This is a genomic window from Anaeromyxobacter paludicola, from assembly GCF_023169965.1.
GTDB lineage: Bacteria > Myxococcota > Myxococcia > Myxococcales > Anaeromyxobacteraceae > Anaeromyxobacter_B > Anaeromyxobacter_B paludicola.
In genome coordinates, this window is record NZ_AP025592.1 from 4,112,483 (window position 1) to 4,125,435 (window position 12,953).

Consider the following 12,953-nt stretch of genomic DNA (forward strand, 5'->3'; position numbering starts at 1 on the left):
CCCCAACGCAATGAGTCGAGCGGAATACTAGCGCAAAAGCAGTACTCGGGGGCGAAGAGCGCTCGGGTCCCCGTGATCGAGGGGTGCCCCGTTCAGGTGAGTCGCGCGCGAATTGCCCGTTTTGCAGGCCAATCCGCGCACCTTCTCCCCCAGTGCACACAGACGGAGCGTCTCACCGGTGAGACGGAGTGTTTCACGGGGGCGTTCGCCGCCGGCCCTCAGCGCAGGTCCACCTCGAAGCCCATGCGGCGGGCCGCCTCGAGGAGCTCGTCGGCGGGCGTGACGCGGGACGGCACCCGCAGCGTGGTCTCGCTCTCCTCGGGGATGATGGCTCGGACGGTCACCGGGCAGTTGCCTGGGTGCTTCGCGAGGAGCGCCTTGAGCGCGGTGGCCCGGTCTCGGTCGAGCCGGTCGGCGTCGATCCGGAGCGCCACCTCGTTGGTCTTCTGGGACCGCATGAGCGCGAGCGGCAGGATGTCGGCGGCCTGCACCTCGGCGCGCGGGTTCTCCTCGTCGCGGACGTTCTGCTTCACCTCGCCGTGGATCACGATGGGCTCGTCCGACTTCACCATCAGCTCCCAGTCGGCCCAGCCCTTCTGCGCCGGCCGGTTGCCCTGCGCCGGGCGGCTGCCCCAGCAGATCACCTCGACCGTGCCCGAGAGATCCTCGAGCGTGAAGAAGCCGAAGCGCGTCCCCTTCTCCTTGTTCACCTTCTCGCGGAGCGACGAGACCACGCCCACCACGGTGACCCGGTCGCCGGGCCGCTTCTGGGCCACCTGCGCGGCGGTGACCGAGCCGTAGCGGCGCACCTCCTTCTCGTGCCCCTGCAGCGGATGGCCGGTGATGTAGAAGCCGAGCGCCTCCTTCTCGAAGGCGAGCCGGACCCGCTCCGGCCACTCCTCCACGGTGGACTCGCCCACCGGGTCGCCCGGCTCCGGCCAGCGCGGCTTGACCTCGGCCGCGGCGGCCACCCCGCCGAACAGGCTCTTCTGGCCGCTGGCCCGGTCGGCGGCGGCCGAGGAGCCGGCGGCGAGCGCCGCGTCGATGCCGTAGAAGAGCTTCCAGCGCGGCAGCCCCTCGAAGTCGAAGGCGCCGCACTTCACGAGCGCCTCGAGCACCTTCTTGTTGATCTTGCGGGGGTCGATGCGGGCGCAGAAGTCGAAGAGCCCCTTGAACGGCCCGCCCTCGCCGCGCGCCGCGAGGACGGCCTGCACCGCCGACTCGCCGACGCCCTTCACCGCGCCCAGGCCGAAGCGGATGCGCCCCTTCTTCCCCGCCTCCCCGGAGGGCAGGGCCGAGAACTCGGCCAGCGACTCGTTGACGTCCGGCGGGAGCACCGCGATCCCGTCGGCGCGCGCCTCCGAGATGTGGGTCACCACCTTGTCGGTGTTGGAGGCCTCGCTCGAGATGAGCGCGGCCATGAACTCCACCGGGTAGTGGGCCTTGAGCCAGGCGGTCTGGACGGTGAGGAGGCCGTAGGCCGCCGAGTGCGACTTGTTGAAGCCGTAGGCGGCGAACTTCTCCATCAGGTCGAAGATGCCGCCGGCGACGGTCTCGTCCACGTGGAGGTTCCGGCAGCCCTCCATGAAGCCGACCCGCTCCTTGGCCATCTCCTCGGCCTTCTTCTTGCCCATGGCGCGGCGGAGCAGATCGGCGCGGCCGAGGCTGTAGCCGGCCAGCACCTGGGAGATCTGCATCACCTGCTCCTGGTAGACGATCACGCCGTAGGTGTCGGCCAGGATGGGCGCGAGCTTCTCGTGCGCGTAGGTGACCTTGTCGCGCCCGTGCTTGCGGTCGATGTAGACGTCCACCATGGTGCGGCCGTCTTCCAGCTTCTGGTCGAGCGGCCCCGGCCGGTAGAGCGCGCCGGCGGCGATGACGTCCTCGAAGCGCGAGGGCTTCATCTTCATCACCATCTCGGTGAAGCCGGAGGACTCCATCTGGAAGACGCCGGCGGTGTCGCCGCGGCTGATGAGCTCGTAGACCGCCGGGTCGTCGAGCGGGATCTGGCTCGCCTCCAGGCCGGCCTGGTCCGGGTGGTTCTTGCGGACCAGCCGGATGGCGTCGTCGATGACGGTGAGGGTCTTGAGGCCGAGGAAGTCGAACTTCACCAGGCCGGCCTTCTCCGCCTCCTCCTTGGCGAACTGCGAGACCAGCATCCCGGAGTCGTCGTCGCGGGAGACCGGGACGTACTCCCAGAGCGGCTTGTCGGCGATGACCACGCCGGCGGCGTGCAGCCCGGTCTGCCGGTTCAGCCCCTCGAGCGCCACCGCGATGTCGAGGACGTCCTTGGTGGTGACCTGGTGCTGCGCGCCCTGGGCGTCGGTCCAGGTGGAGACCACCGTCGGCTTCTCGTACAGCTCCTTGAGCCGCGGCTCGGCCGCCGCCTTCTCGGTGCCGAAGAGCAGCTCCTTGAGCGGCGGGGTCTTGCCCTGCACCGGATCCGGGACGAGCTTCGCGATCCGGTCGCCCTCCGAGAAGGGCAGCCCCATCACCCGGACCACGTCGCGGATCACCGAGCGGGCCTTGAGCGAGCCGAAGGTGACGATCTGCCCGACGTTGTCGCGCCCGTACTTGTCGGTGACGTACCGGATCACCTCGTCGCGCCGGTTCTGGCAGAAGTCGACGTCGAAGTCGGGCATCGAGACGCGCTCGGGGTTGAGGAAGCGCTCGAAGAGGAGGTGCCAGCGGATGGGGTCGAGGTCGGTGATGCGCAGCGCGTAGGCGACGATGGAGCCCGCGCCCGAGCCGCGGCCCGGGCCCACCGGGACCTGGTGCTGCTTCCCCCAGTTGATGAAGTCCTGGACGATGAGGAAGTAGCCCGAGAACCCCATCTTCTTGATGACGCCGAGCTCCATCTCGAGCCGCTGCCGGTAGAGGTCGCGGTCGACCTCGTACTGCCCGGCGACCTCCCGGAAGCGCCGGTCGAGCCCCTCGCGCGCCAGCTTGACGATGTAGTCGTCCTCGGAGAGCCCGTCGGGGAGCTGGAAGCGGGGGAGGAAGTTCTTCCCCAGGTCGAGCTTCACGTTGCACATGTCGGCGATGCGCAGCGTGTTGGCGATGGCCTCCTTGTACTCCGGGAGCGCCTGCCGCATGTCGTCGGCGCTGGTGATGAAGAGGCCGTCGGTGTCGTGGCGGAGCCGCTTCGGGTCGCTGAAGGTCTTGTTGGAGGCGATGCACATCAGCACCTCGTGCGCCTTGGCGTCGGCGCGCGAGACGTAGTGCGCGTCGGCGGTGGCGACGAGGGGGATGCCCTCCGACTCGGCCAGCTCGGCGAGCCGGGCGTTCACCTCGATCTGCTCCTTCATCCCGTTCGACTGCACCTCCAGGAAGAACGAGCCGGGGTCGAAGATGTCGCGGTACTCGCGCGCCGCCGCGCGCGCGCCGTCCATGTCGCCCTTGCGGATGAGGCGCGGCACCTCGCCGGCGAGGCAGGCGGTCATGCCGACGAGCCCCTTGGCGTGCCCGCGCAGCAGCTCCTTGTCGATGCGGGGGTCGTAGTAGAAGCCCTCGGTGAAGGCCATCGAGGAGAGGTAGCGGAGGTTCGCCCAGCCCTCGTTGTCCTTCGCGAGCAGGATCAGGTGGCGCCCGACGCGCTCGGAGCGGTCCTTGCGCCCCTTCTCGCCGGCGACGTAGGCCTCGAACCCGAGGATGGGCTTCACGCCCGCGTCCTTCGCCTTCTTGTAGAAGTCCACCGCGCCGTAGAGGTTGCCGTGGTCGGTGACCGCGACCGAGGTCATCCCCTTCTTCTTCACGTTCTCGATCAGGTCCTTGATGCGGATGGCCCCGTCGAGCAGGGAGTAGAGGGTGTGCAGGTGCAGGTGGACGAAGTCGGACAAGGCGGTGCGCTCCCTTGGGGAGGGGCAGTTCTAGCAGGCGGGTCTGACGGGACGCCAGGGGATCCAGGCCCGCGAAATTCCAGCCGGAACGGGGGTGCCGGGCCGACGGGCGAGCCCCCAGCTTGGAGGGGGCGGACCGGCGGGGCGCCCCGCTCGGCCGACCCGGAGGCGAGGGCGATGACGCGGATCCGTGCGCTGCTCCTGCTGCTCTTCCTCGTGGCCCTCGCCGCGGTCGGGGCGAGGACCTGGCGCGGGCGGGCGGAGGCCCGGCGGCGGGTCGCGACCGTCGCCTCCGCGGACGCGCGGCGGGACGGCGCCGGTGAGCCCTCCGCCTTCCCAGCCGCCGGCGGCGACTCGCCCGCGGACGCGCCGGGCGCGGCCCCGTCCCCGATCGGCGCGCCGGCGCCAGCCCCGGCTGCTGCTCCGCCCGCCGTGGCTTCGGCGCCGCCTGCGACCGCGCCCGACCAGCCGCCACCACCGTCCGGGGCGCGCGAGGCGACGGCTTCCGCAGCTCCCGCCCTGGCCGCGGGCGCGAGCCCGCCCGAGGAATCCTCCGCCGCGGCGGGTGGAGCGGGGCCGGCGTCGCCGCGGCCGGAGACCACGCCGCCCTCGGAGGCGGCGCAGGCCGACTCCGCGCGGCGGCTCGCGGCGCTCGAGTCGGAGCTCGGGGCGCTCCGCGCGCGGGACGAGGCGCAGCAGGCGGCGCTGGCCGCGATGCGGGAGCGGGTGACCGCCCTCGAGGGGCAGCTCTCGGCGGTGGACGCCGACCGGCAGGCCCAGGCCCGGAGCCCGCAGGTCCGGGCGAGCCTCGCGGCGGAGGCGCTCGCCACGACCCAGGAGGCGGCCCAGCTCCTCTCGCTCGGCACCGGCTCGGTCGGCGACGACCTCGACGCCGCCCAGGCACGGCTCACGCGGCTGCGCGAGGAGGCGGCCCGGTTCGGCGTGGGGGCCGAGGCGGCGCAGGCGCGCGCCGCCGACGAGGCGCTCGCGACCGCGCGGGCCCTGGTCGCGCAGGGCGACCTCTACGGCGCCCGCCTGGCGCTGGCCGCCGCCGTGGACGCGACCCGCCAGGCGCTCGCGACGGCCAGCCAGGGGGCCGCGGCCGGGGCCGCGACCGGGGGAGCCGGGATGAGCGGGTACTGACGGCGGAGCGGGCGGAAGGCTCGCCAGGAGCGCCCACCGTTCCCCTTGCCGCCCGCCGCCGCCGGCGGGATGCTCGCCGCCATGGCCAACGACGGCGACTTCCTCCACCGCGCCCCGCCCGCCTTCGCGGGCAAGCGCGCCTTCCGGCTCGGGCTCTCCGCGAGCTACGGCCTCGACGAGGCCGGGATCCGCGAGGCGCTCGACCGGGGGATGAACTACGTCTTCTGGAACCCCATGGCGAAGAAGCTCACCCGCGTGCTGCGCGAGGTGGCGCGGACGCGGCGGGAGGAGCTCATCCTCGCCACGGGGCCGACCTTCGGCTTCCTGCCGGGCTCGCTGCGCAAGCGGGTGGAGCGGGCGCTCACGGTGCTCGGCACCGACTACCTCGACGTCTTCCAGCTCTACTGGCTCGGGAAGATGTCGGCCTTCACGCCGGCGGTGGTGGACGAGCTCGTCCGGCTCAAGGCGGAGGGCAAGGTGCGCGCGCTGGGGTGCTCCATCCACGACCGCCCGCGGGCGGGGCGGCTGGCGGAGGACTCGCCGCTCGACCTCCTCATGATCCGCTACAACGCCGCGCACCCGGGCGCGGAGCGGGAGATCTTCCCGCACCTCGCGGCGCGCCGCCCGGCGGTGGTGGCCTACACGGCGACGAGCTGGACGAAGCTCCTGCGCCCGCCGAAGGGCTGGAAGGGGAAGGTCCCCACGGCGGGCGACTGCTACCGGTTCTGCCTCACCTCGCCGCACGTGGACGTGGTGCTCTCGGCCCCGGGCACGCCGGAGCGGCTGCGCGAGAACCTCCTGGCGCTGGAGCGCGGGCCGATGTCGGAGGAGGAGCTCGCCTGGATGCGCGAGCTCGGGCGCGTGGTCCACGGGTGAGCTCGGGGCCGCGCCCGCCCGGGCTCACGGCCGCTCGCGCACGAACCAGCGGATGGCGCCGAAGGTGCCGGGGGCCGTGCGGATCTGGCGGAACCCGAGCCGCGCGATGAGCGCGAGGGAGCGGAAGTTGGGGGCGTCGGCGCACGCCAGCGCGCGCGCGAGGCCGAGCCGGCCGAAGGCGTCGTCGAGGACGGCGCGGCACGCCTCGGAGGCGAGCCCGCTCCGCCAGTAGCGCGGCCAGATCCCGGCGCCGAGCTCGAGCCCGCCCTCGGGCGCGTGGGCGGGCAGCAGGCCGGCGTACCCGACGAAGGCGCCGCCGGCGCGGAGCCGCAGCCCGAAGGCGCCGGTGCCGTGGCGCTGGAAGGTCGCGAGGCTCCGCAGGGTCAGGTAGCGCACGCGGGCCTCGGAGAGGACGCGTCCCTCCGCCGCCCAGCGGCGCACGTCCGGGTCGATCATCAGCGCGCGCAGGGTGCCGACGTCGCCGAGGGTGAGCGGCGTGAGGAGGAGCCGGGGGGTCTCGAGCGACGGGTCCATGCCCGCGTCGTACCATGGCGGGCGGCCGCTACGCTCCCGCCCAGAGCTGCATCACCGCGTACGCCCGGAACGGCCGCCACCGCTCCGCCCGCCGCTCCGCCTGCGCCACCGTGGGCAGCGCGCCGCCGCGCGCCAGCGCCTTCCGCACCCCGAGGTCGCCGGCGACGAAGGCGTCCTTCTCCCCGAGCGCGCGCATGGCGATGTACTGGGCGGTCCAGGGGCCGATGCCGGGGAGCGCCACGAGGCGCGCGACCGTCTCCTCGAGGGAGGGCCCGCGCTCGAGGGAGAGGGCGCCGTCGCGGAGGGCCCGGGCGATGCGCCGGACCGCCTCGGCGCGGGCGCGGGTGAGGCCGAGCGGCGCGAGGTCGGCCTCGGCGAGCGCCTCCGGCCCGGGGAAGAGGCGGGTGAGCCCGCGGGCGTCCTCGAGCGGCGCGCCGTGCGCCTTCGCGATCCGCCCCAGGATCGTCACCGCCCCCTTCACCGAGATCTGCTGCCCCACGATCCCGCGCACCGACATCTCGAAGGGATCGAACGCGCCGGCGATGCGCAGGCCGGGCCGGGCGGCGAGGAGCGGCGCGAGGCGCCGATCCTTGCCGAGGTGGGCCTGGACCGCCTCCGGGTCGGCGTCGAGGTCGAAGACGCGCGTGACGCCGCGCCGGATCGCCTCCACCACCGGGGCGGCGGGGCGCCGCGCCGAGGTGAGGGAGAGCTCGAGGGCCGGCGAGCCGTCGGTGGCGGCCCGGACCGAGATCACGCCCTGGAAGCCGGGCGTGGAGACGGCGCGGCGCCAGGCGCCGCTCTCCACCTGCTCCACGCCGGGGATGGCGCGGGCGGCGAAGAAGCGGAGCAGCGCCTCGAGATCGTAGGGCGGGCGGTAGGGGAGGGTGAGCTCGAGGCGCATCGCGCCATTCTCGCGCGGGGCCCCGGGCCGCGCCACCGCCGCGTCATCAACGCGCGCCGCGGTACTCGCCCCCCGAGACCCAGCCGGCCTGCGCGAAGCCGCCGACGTAGTGCGCCTTCTCCACCGCCAGCCGGTAGAGCCGGAAGTCGCCGAGCTCGAAGTAGGGCTCGGTCTCGGGGTGGCGCGCGAGGTAGCGCTCCTTCACCGGGGCGAGCTCCGCCTCGGGCACCGCGGCGACGCGTCCGAGCAGCGCGGCGCGCGCGCCGGTCTGCGGGTCGTCCCGGGCCCCGGCGTCGGCCACGAAGAGGCAGGCGCGGGGGTCGGCGAGGACGTTGCGGGTGTGCTGGGCGAGGCCGCTCATGAGGAAGAGCGGCTGGCCGTCCCCGTCGAGCGCGTAGGGGGTGAGCGAGCCGAAGGGCCAGCCCTGCTCGCGGGCGGACAGGGTCGCGAGCACGCCGGTCCGCTCCTGGGTCAAGAGGCGCAGCACCGCGCGGGCGCGCTCGGCGGGGCCGCCGGACTCGAGGGGCTCTTCGGCCATGAGGTGATCCTCCGGCCGGGGAGATAAGCGGGGGCCCGGGCGATCGCACCCGGCGCGCGCGGGGTGCCCCGGGGGAGCGAGCGGTGGAAACGAGAAGCCCCTCCCCGCCGCCAGCGGCGAGGAGGGGCTGCAAGGACCGAAGGCCTACGCCTTCTTGTGGCACTGCGTGCAGTTCTTCTCGGTCGGGCCCTTCTGCTGCTCGGCGTGACAGCTCCAGCAGAGCTTGTGGGCCGTCTCCTTCGTCAGCTCGAGCTTCTTCGGCGCGCCCTCGTGGCACTTCTTGCAGCCCTGCGTCTGGTGGGCCTTGTGGTCGAAGGTCACGTTGCCGTTCTTGGCCGGCAGCGTCACGGTGGTGGGGGGCGCGGCCAGGGCGGCGGTGGCGCCGGCGAGCAGGGCAGCGGCGAACAGGGTCTTCAGGGTGCGGGTCATCTGGTCCTCCCTCGGGCTCCGTTGCCCGGTTGGTTACCCGAGGGACGGCCCTGCCCCGAGGTTATTCAACGGCCGGCGCGACGGCCGCATCCCCCTGGAAGATCGCCCGGATCGAGGGGCGCGCCAGCACGAGGATGGTGAACACCCCGAGCACGGTGCCGAAGGGGAAGAAGCCGCACGAGAGCGCGCCCACCACCACGCAGAAGGTGTGATGCCGGCGCCGCTGCAGCGCCCTCGCCGCGAGGACGACGAGGGCGGTGAAGCCGAGCCCGCAGATGACGAGCGCCACGCCCAGGACGGCCATCGCCCAGCCGAAGAGCGGCGGCGGCAGGCCCGGCTGGCGGGGGCCCGTGGTGGCCATGTAGACGCCGAGCCCGATCCAGATGGAGGGGAAGAGCGAGAAGAGCCCGGCGATGCCGGCCAGCACGTAGTGGAAGATCGAGAGCAGCCGGAGCTGCTCGAGGTCGCGGTCCATTCACTCCTCCGCCGCGCATGGTAGCGCACGCGGGCGGCCGGCGGGCGGGCTCGCGGCGGGTTTCTCAGGCCGCCCACTCCCGGAAGGCGTCCCGGGCGCGGGCCAGGAACCCGCTCCAGGCGGGACGCCAGCCGAGCCGCTGAGACGCCTCGCCCCGGACCACCTGGTCGAGGGCGAGCGCGTCCGCCATCGGCCCCATGCCGCGCCGGGCCTCCTCGAGCGGCACCGGCCGGACGGCGCCCTCCTTGCCGGCGGCCTGCGAGGCGGCCCGCGCCAGGTCGGCGAGGGTGGGGGCCTCGCCGTCCACGCCGTGGTAGACGCCGCTGGCGCGCGACTCGAGGACCCGGAGGTAGAGCCGGGCGAGGTCCTCGCGGTGCACCAGGCTCCAGCGGTTGCGCCCCTCGCCGACGAAGGCGGCCGCGCCGTCCTTCACCGCGGTCTCGAAGAACGGCGCCAGCAGCCCGCCCTTGCCCCCGTAGACCATCCCCGGCCGGATCACCGCGGTGACGAGCCCCCCGGCGGCCGCGCCGAGCGCGAGCTGCTCGTGCGCGGGGCGCCACGCCACGGCGGCGGCGGGGTGGGTGATCGCGGTGGACTCGTCGGCCCCCTCCGGCCCGGTGTCGCCGAGCACCCAGACGCCGGAGGTGTAGACCAGCACCCGCGGCCCCTCGCCCTGGCGCGCGGCCTCGAGGAGCGCCTCGAGCGCGGCCCGGTCGGCCGGCGGTCCGAGGCCGTAGTCCATGGCGGCGTGGACGAAGCCGTCGCTCCCCCGGGCGGCGCGGGCGATCCCCGCCGGGTCGGAGAGGTCGCCGCGGATCGCCCTGGCCCCGAGCCGCGACAGCGCCGCCTCCTTCGCGGCGCTCCGTGCGAGCGAGGTGACCTCGTGCCCCGCCTCCACCAGCGCCCGGACCACCGCCGAGCCGACGTACCCCGTACCACCCGTCACGAACACGCGCATGTCGCCTGCCTCCCCGGTGCGGGTTAACGGCGCGGGCGCCCCCTGTCCAGCCGGACGTCTGGAGCGCCGTCCACCCGCGCGGGAACCCACCTTCGACGCGCCGCGGAACTAACTTTTCCCCGGGGCGGCCCGTCGGCCGCCGGGGAGGGGACATGATCCGTCGTCTCGCAATCTTCGCCGCGGCGTTCGCCGCGATCACCGCCGCCGCGCCCGCGCGCGCCGGCAGCTCGCTCACCATCGAGGGGTTCGGCGGCATCCAGAGCTTCCGCCGGCCCGCCGCGAGCCAGACCGGCGTATCCGACTTCGTCCGCGACGCGAGCGGCATGGTCGGCGGCAGCGCGCTGGCGCGGCTCGAGGGCTTCGGCCTGGGCGTCGGCGTGGACAAGACGCTCAACAGCGGCGGCCCCGAGCCGTGGGCCGGGTTCATCATGGCCGGCTTCCTGGTCGACCCGCTGCCGAGCCTCCGGCTCGAGCTGCTGGGCGAGGTGGGCCGCTGGGGCAACTCGAGCTTCGGCGACATCTTCTCGAGCGACAAGGGGCAGATGTTCCTCGGCGTGCGCCCGGGCGTGAGCTTCCGGCTCTGGCCGTCGCCCATCCGGATCGGGATCACGGGCATCGTGCGCTGGCCGACCTCGGGCGGCGAGTTCGGGAACCCCGACTACGGCGCGGTCGGCCGCGTCGGCTTCGAGCTCGGCTAGCCGCTGGCGCGAGGAGGGCTCCCGTGGTCTCATGGCCGCATGGAGCTCTCCTCGCAGGCGGCGCAGGCGCTCGACGTGGTGCGCCGGACCGGCGCCGAGCTGACGTACGAGGTCACGGAGATCTGCCACTCGAAGCGGTGGCGGCTCTCGGTGCGCTGGGTGGCCGGCTCCGGCGAGCGGCAGCGGCTCGGCCTCCTCTACTCCGAGGACCGGGCCGGGCTCGAGGCGCTGCGCGAGCGGCTGGCGCAGGCCTGACTCACCCGCGCGCGAGCCGCGGGGCGAGGAAGGCGAGCGAGCGATCGTAGCGGTAGCTCGTGCCGCGGTGCCCGTCGTCGAACTCCTCGTGGACCACCGCGACGCCGCCCTGGCGGAGCGTCTCGACGAGCTGCCGCGCGCCCCAGCGGAGCTGGTACTCGTCGCGCCGCCCGCAGTCCACGAACACGCTCCCGAGCCGGCGGAAGGCCTCGAGCGACCGCGGCGCGAACCGGACCGGGTCGTGCGCGAGCCAGCGCTCCCAGACCTCGGTCCGCAGCCGCGCCGTGCCCGGCTCGAAGGGCAGCTCGAGCCCGAGCGGCTGCCCGGCGCGCGGCGAGTAGGCCGCCGCCATCGCGAGCACCGTCAGCACGGCGTGGTCGTCGGAGCGGGGCTTGGTCTCGCGCGCGCGGCGCAGGAACTCCGCGTGCCAGCTCGCCGGATCGGTCCCCTCCAGCGCCGCCGCCGCCCGCGGCAGGTCGGGGAGGTAGCAGTACTCGAAGGCGGCGTCGGCCGAGTGGGCCGCGAGGTGGCCGAAGACGTCCGGGCGGTGGCGCGCGACCGAGAGCGCGCCGTAGCCGCCCGAGCTCTTGCCGACGAGCGCGCGCGCCTCCGGGGCCGGCACGGTCCGGGCGCGGGCGTCCACCGCGGCGACCACGTCGCGGGCGAGGTAGTCCTCGTACCGGCCGCTGGCCTCGCTGTTCACCCACTGGCTGCCGCCGAGCGCCGTGAAGCCGTCGGGGAAGGCGGCCACCACCGGCGGGATGACCCCCGCGGCCACGAGCGCGTCGAGCCGCTCGGGCACGGTGGGCTGGAACGGGCTGCGGGCCACCCAGCCGTCCGCCGTCCCGAAGAAGCCGTGGAGGAAGTAGACGACCGGGAAGCGCTCCCGCGCGCCGTCGTGCCCCGGCGGCAGGTAGAGGTGGAGCGGGCGCTCCGCCGGGTCGCCGAGCGGATTGCCGTCGAGCGACGGCGCGCGGAGGGTCAGGAGCTCGAGGCGTCCTTGCATGCGGCACCGCTACACCAGCCGGAGCGGCCGGGGAAGGACCCTTCCGCTTCCCTGGCGCGCCGGCGGCTCTGGTATGCTGCCGGCGCACCCATGTTCCACCGCAGCATCAAGCTCAAGATCGTGGCCGCCCTCCTCGTCGGGGTGGTCGGCATCGCCCTCGTGTGCATGGCGCTCACCCGCTTCGTCTACGAGCGGGCCATGCACGCCGCCGCGGCGCAGGCGGTCCGCAACGCCCAGGCCACCTTCGACGGGCTCGAGCGGGCCGACGTGGACAAGCTCGCGGCGCTGCTCGACGGCCTCGTCGCCGACGAGCGGTTCAAGGCCGCCTTCGTGGCCCGGGATCGGGAGCGGCTCCAGCAGCTCGCGAAGCCGCTCTTCGACGAGCTCCGCGACGAGCACTCGGTCACCCACTGGTACTTCATCGACACCGACCGGACCTGCTTCCTGCGGGTGCACGCGCCGCAGCTGCGCGGCGACCGCATCCCCCGGCTCACGCTGGCGCGCGCCGCCGAGGTGCGCACCTACTCGGCCGGCAAGGAGCTCGGGGCCACCGCCTTCGCGCTGCGGGTGGTGAAGCCGCTCTACGACGGCGACAAGCTCCTCGGCTACTACGAGCTGGCCGAGGAGATGGACCACTTCCTCGCCCGCATGAAGAAGCAGACCGGCGACGACTTCGGCCTGCTGGTGGACAAGGACTTCCTCGACGCGCAGGCCTGGGCGCGGATGCGGGCCAACAACCACGAGCGGGACGACTGGGGCGATCGGCCGCACACGGTGGTGGTGGACTCCACCACCGGCGGCGAGCGGCTCTTCGACTCGGGGCGGCGGGTGAAGGAGGTCCCCGACGACGGGCTCGTGCTCGACAACCTCGACCGCTCCCTCCCGCACCAGGTCCGCGGCGTCTTCCCGGTGCGCGACGCCTACGAGCGCAAGGTGGGCATGGTCTACGTGCTCCACGACACCTCGCGGCTCCACGCCGGGGTGGACGAGGTGCGCGTCCGGGTGGTGGCGGTGGTGGTGCTCATGGCCCTCGGGCTCGCCGCCCTGGTCGTCTTCCTGCTCGAGGCGCTGGTGTTCGACCGGCTCGCGCGGATGACGGCGGTGGTGGAGAACCTCCCCGCCCGGCTGCAGAGCGGCGACTACTCGGTCGGCGGCGAGATCGTCCCCGGCCCGGACGACGAGCTCGGCCGCTTCGAGCGGTTCTTCTCGCGCTTCCTCGACGCCCTCGGCGGCACCCTGCGCGATCTCTCGGGAGAGCGGGACGCGGCCCGGCGCCGCAACGGGCGCTAGCCGCTTCGCGC

13 protein-coding genes are annotated in these 12,953 nt (G+C 74.1%); 5 read left to right on the forward strand and 8 right to left on the reverse strand.

The features are described from left to right. Nucleotides 1-218: 218 nt before the first annotated feature. Nucleotides 219-3,839, reverse strand: a complete 3,621-nt coding sequence (gene dnaE, locus AMPC_RS18330; RefSeq protein ID WP_248342985.1) for a DNA polymerase III subunit alpha — start codon at nt 3,837-3,839, stop codon at nt 219-221. Nucleotides 3,840-4,016: 177 nt separating this feature from the next. Here dnaE and AMPC_RS18335 point away from each other — a divergent pair, with 177 nt between their 5' ends. Beyond that, entirely contained in the window at nt 4,017-4,982 is a 966-nt protein-coding gene (locus AMPC_RS18335) for a hypothetical protein (protein ID WP_248342986.1), read from the forward strand. An 81-nt stretch (nt 4,983-5,063) separates the two neighbouring features. After that, entirely contained in the window at nt 5,064-5,858 is a 795-nt protein-coding gene (locus AMPC_RS18340) for an aldo/keto reductase (protein WP_248342987.1), read from the forward strand. A 24-nt stretch (nt 5,859-5,882) separates the two neighbouring features. On the opposite strand, the gene AMPC_RS18345 is transcribed toward AMPC_RS18340, so the two are convergent. The 6 genes from AMPC_RS18345 to AMPC_RS18370 form a co-directional block, all read right to left on the reverse strand. Then, nucleotides 5,883-6,392, reverse strand: a complete 510-nt coding sequence (locus AMPC_RS18345) for a GNAT family N-acetyltransferase (protein ID WP_248342988.1) — start codon at nt 6,390-6,392, stop codon at nt 5,883-5,885. Nucleotides 6,393-6,420: 28 nt separating this feature from the next. Further along, nucleotides 6,421-7,293: a DNA-3-methyladenine glycosylase family protein gene (locus AMPC_RS18350; RefSeq protein WP_248342989.1), complete on the reverse strand. Its 873-nt coding sequence runs from the start codon at nt 7,291-7,293 to the stop codon at nt 6,421-6,423. A 46-nt stretch (nt 7,294-7,339) separates the two neighbouring features. Next, entirely contained in the window at nt 7,340-7,831 is a 492-nt protein-coding gene (locus tag AMPC_RS18355) for a HugZ family pyridoxamine 5'-phosphate oxidase (RefSeq protein WP_248342990.1), read from the reverse strand. A gap of 144 nt (nt 7,832-7,975) precedes the next feature. Next, the gene (locus tag AMPC_RS18360; RefSeq protein ID WP_248342991.1) at nt 7,976-8,260 is read right to left on the reverse strand and encodes a cytochrome c3 family protein; all 285 of its coding nucleotides are present in this window, start codon (nt 8,258-8,260) and stop codon (nt 7,976-7,978) included. 61 nt (nt 8,261-8,321) lie between these two features. Continuing rightward, a complete protein-coding gene (locus AMPC_RS18365) occupies nt 8,322-8,735 on the reverse strand; it encodes a hypothetical protein (RefSeq protein ID WP_248342992.1) in 414 nt (137 codons plus the stop codon). A 64-nt stretch (nt 8,736-8,799) separates the two neighbouring features. Then, a complete protein-coding gene (locus tag AMPC_RS18370) occupies nt 8,800-9,693 on the reverse strand; it encodes an NAD-dependent epimerase/dehydratase family protein (RefSeq protein ID WP_248342993.1) in 894 nt (297 codons plus the stop codon). 152 nt (nt 9,694-9,845) lie between these two features. On the opposite strand from AMPC_RS18370, the gene AMPC_RS18375 reads away from it, so the two are divergent. After that, the gene (locus AMPC_RS18375) at nt 9,846-10,391 is read left to right on the forward strand and encodes a hypothetical protein (protein ID WP_248342994.1); all 546 of its coding nucleotides are present in this window, start codon (nt 9,846-9,848) and stop codon (nt 10,389-10,391) included. A gap of 39 nt (nt 10,392-10,430) precedes the next feature. Further along, nucleotides 10,431-10,646 carry a hypothetical protein gene (locus AMPC_RS18380; protein WP_248342995.1) on the forward strand — a complete coding sequence of 72 codons (216 nt, stop codon included), beginning with the start codon at nt 10,431-10,433 and terminating at the stop codon, nt 10,644-10,646. Between the two features lies 1 nt (nt 10,647). Here AMPC_RS18380 and AMPC_RS18385 read toward each other — a convergent pair whose 3' ends face one another. Continuing rightward, a complete protein-coding gene (locus AMPC_RS18385; RefSeq protein ID WP_248342996.1) occupies nt 10,648-11,652 on the reverse strand; it encodes an alpha/beta hydrolase in 1,005 nt (334 codons plus the stop codon). Between the two features lie 90 nt (nt 11,653-11,742). Here AMPC_RS18385 and AMPC_RS18390 point away from each other — a divergent pair, with 90 nt between their 5' ends. Continuing rightward, entirely contained in the window at nt 11,743-12,942 is a 1,200-nt protein-coding gene (locus tag AMPC_RS18390; RefSeq protein ID WP_248342997.1) for a cache domain-containing protein, read from the forward strand. Nucleotides 12,943-12,953: the final 11 nt, after the last annotated feature.

Excerpts from the sequence above, each read along its gene's own strand:
- AMPC_RS18335 (WP_248342986.1), top strand. The coding sequence starts at position 4,017 with ATGACGCGGATCCGTGCGCTGCTCCTGCTGCTCTTCCTCGTGGCCCTC.
- AMPC_RS18340 (WP_248342987.1), top strand. The coding sequence starts at position 5,064 with ATGGCCAACGACGGCGACTTCCTCCACCGCGCCCCGCCCGCCTTCGCG.
- AMPC_RS18345 (WP_248342988.1), bottom strand. The coding sequence starts at position 6,392 with ATGGACCCGTCGCTCGAGACCCCCCGGCTCCTCCTCACGCCGCTCACC.
- AMPC_RS18350 (WP_248342989.1), bottom strand. The coding sequence starts at position 7,293 with ATGCGCCTCGAGCTCACCCTCCCCTACCGCCCGCCCTACGATCTCGAG.
- AMPC_RS18355 (WP_248342990.1), bottom strand. The coding sequence starts at position 7,831 with ATGGCCGAAGAGCCCCTCGAGTCCGGCGGCCCCGCCGAGCGCGCCCGC.
- AMPC_RS18360 (WP_248342991.1), bottom strand. The coding sequence starts at position 8,260 with ATGACCCGCACCCTGAAGACCCTGTTCGCCGCTGCCCTGCTCGCCGGC.
- AMPC_RS18365 (WP_248342992.1), bottom strand. The coding sequence starts at position 8,735 with ATGGACCGCGACCTCGAGCAGCTCCGGCTGCTCTCGATCTTCCACTAC.
- AMPC_RS18370 (WP_248342993.1), bottom strand. The coding sequence starts at position 9,693 with ATGCGCGTGTTCGTGACGGGTGGTACGGGGTACGTCGGCTCGGCGGTG.
- AMPC_RS18375 (WP_248342994.1), top strand. The coding sequence starts at position 9,846 with ATGATCCGTCGTCTCGCAATCTTCGCCGCGGCGTTCGCCGCGATCACC.
- AMPC_RS18380 (WP_248342995.1), top strand. The coding sequence starts at position 10,431 with ATGGAGCTCTCCTCGCAGGCGGCGCAGGCGCTCGACGTGGTGCGCCGG.
- AMPC_RS18385 (WP_248342996.1), bottom strand. The coding sequence starts at position 11,652 with ATGCAAGGACGCCTCGAGCTCCTGACCCTCCGCGCGCCGTCGCTCGAC.
- AMPC_RS18390 (WP_248342997.1), top strand. The coding sequence starts at position 11,743 with ATGTTCCACCGCAGCATCAAGCTCAAGATCGTGGCCGCCCTCCTCGTC.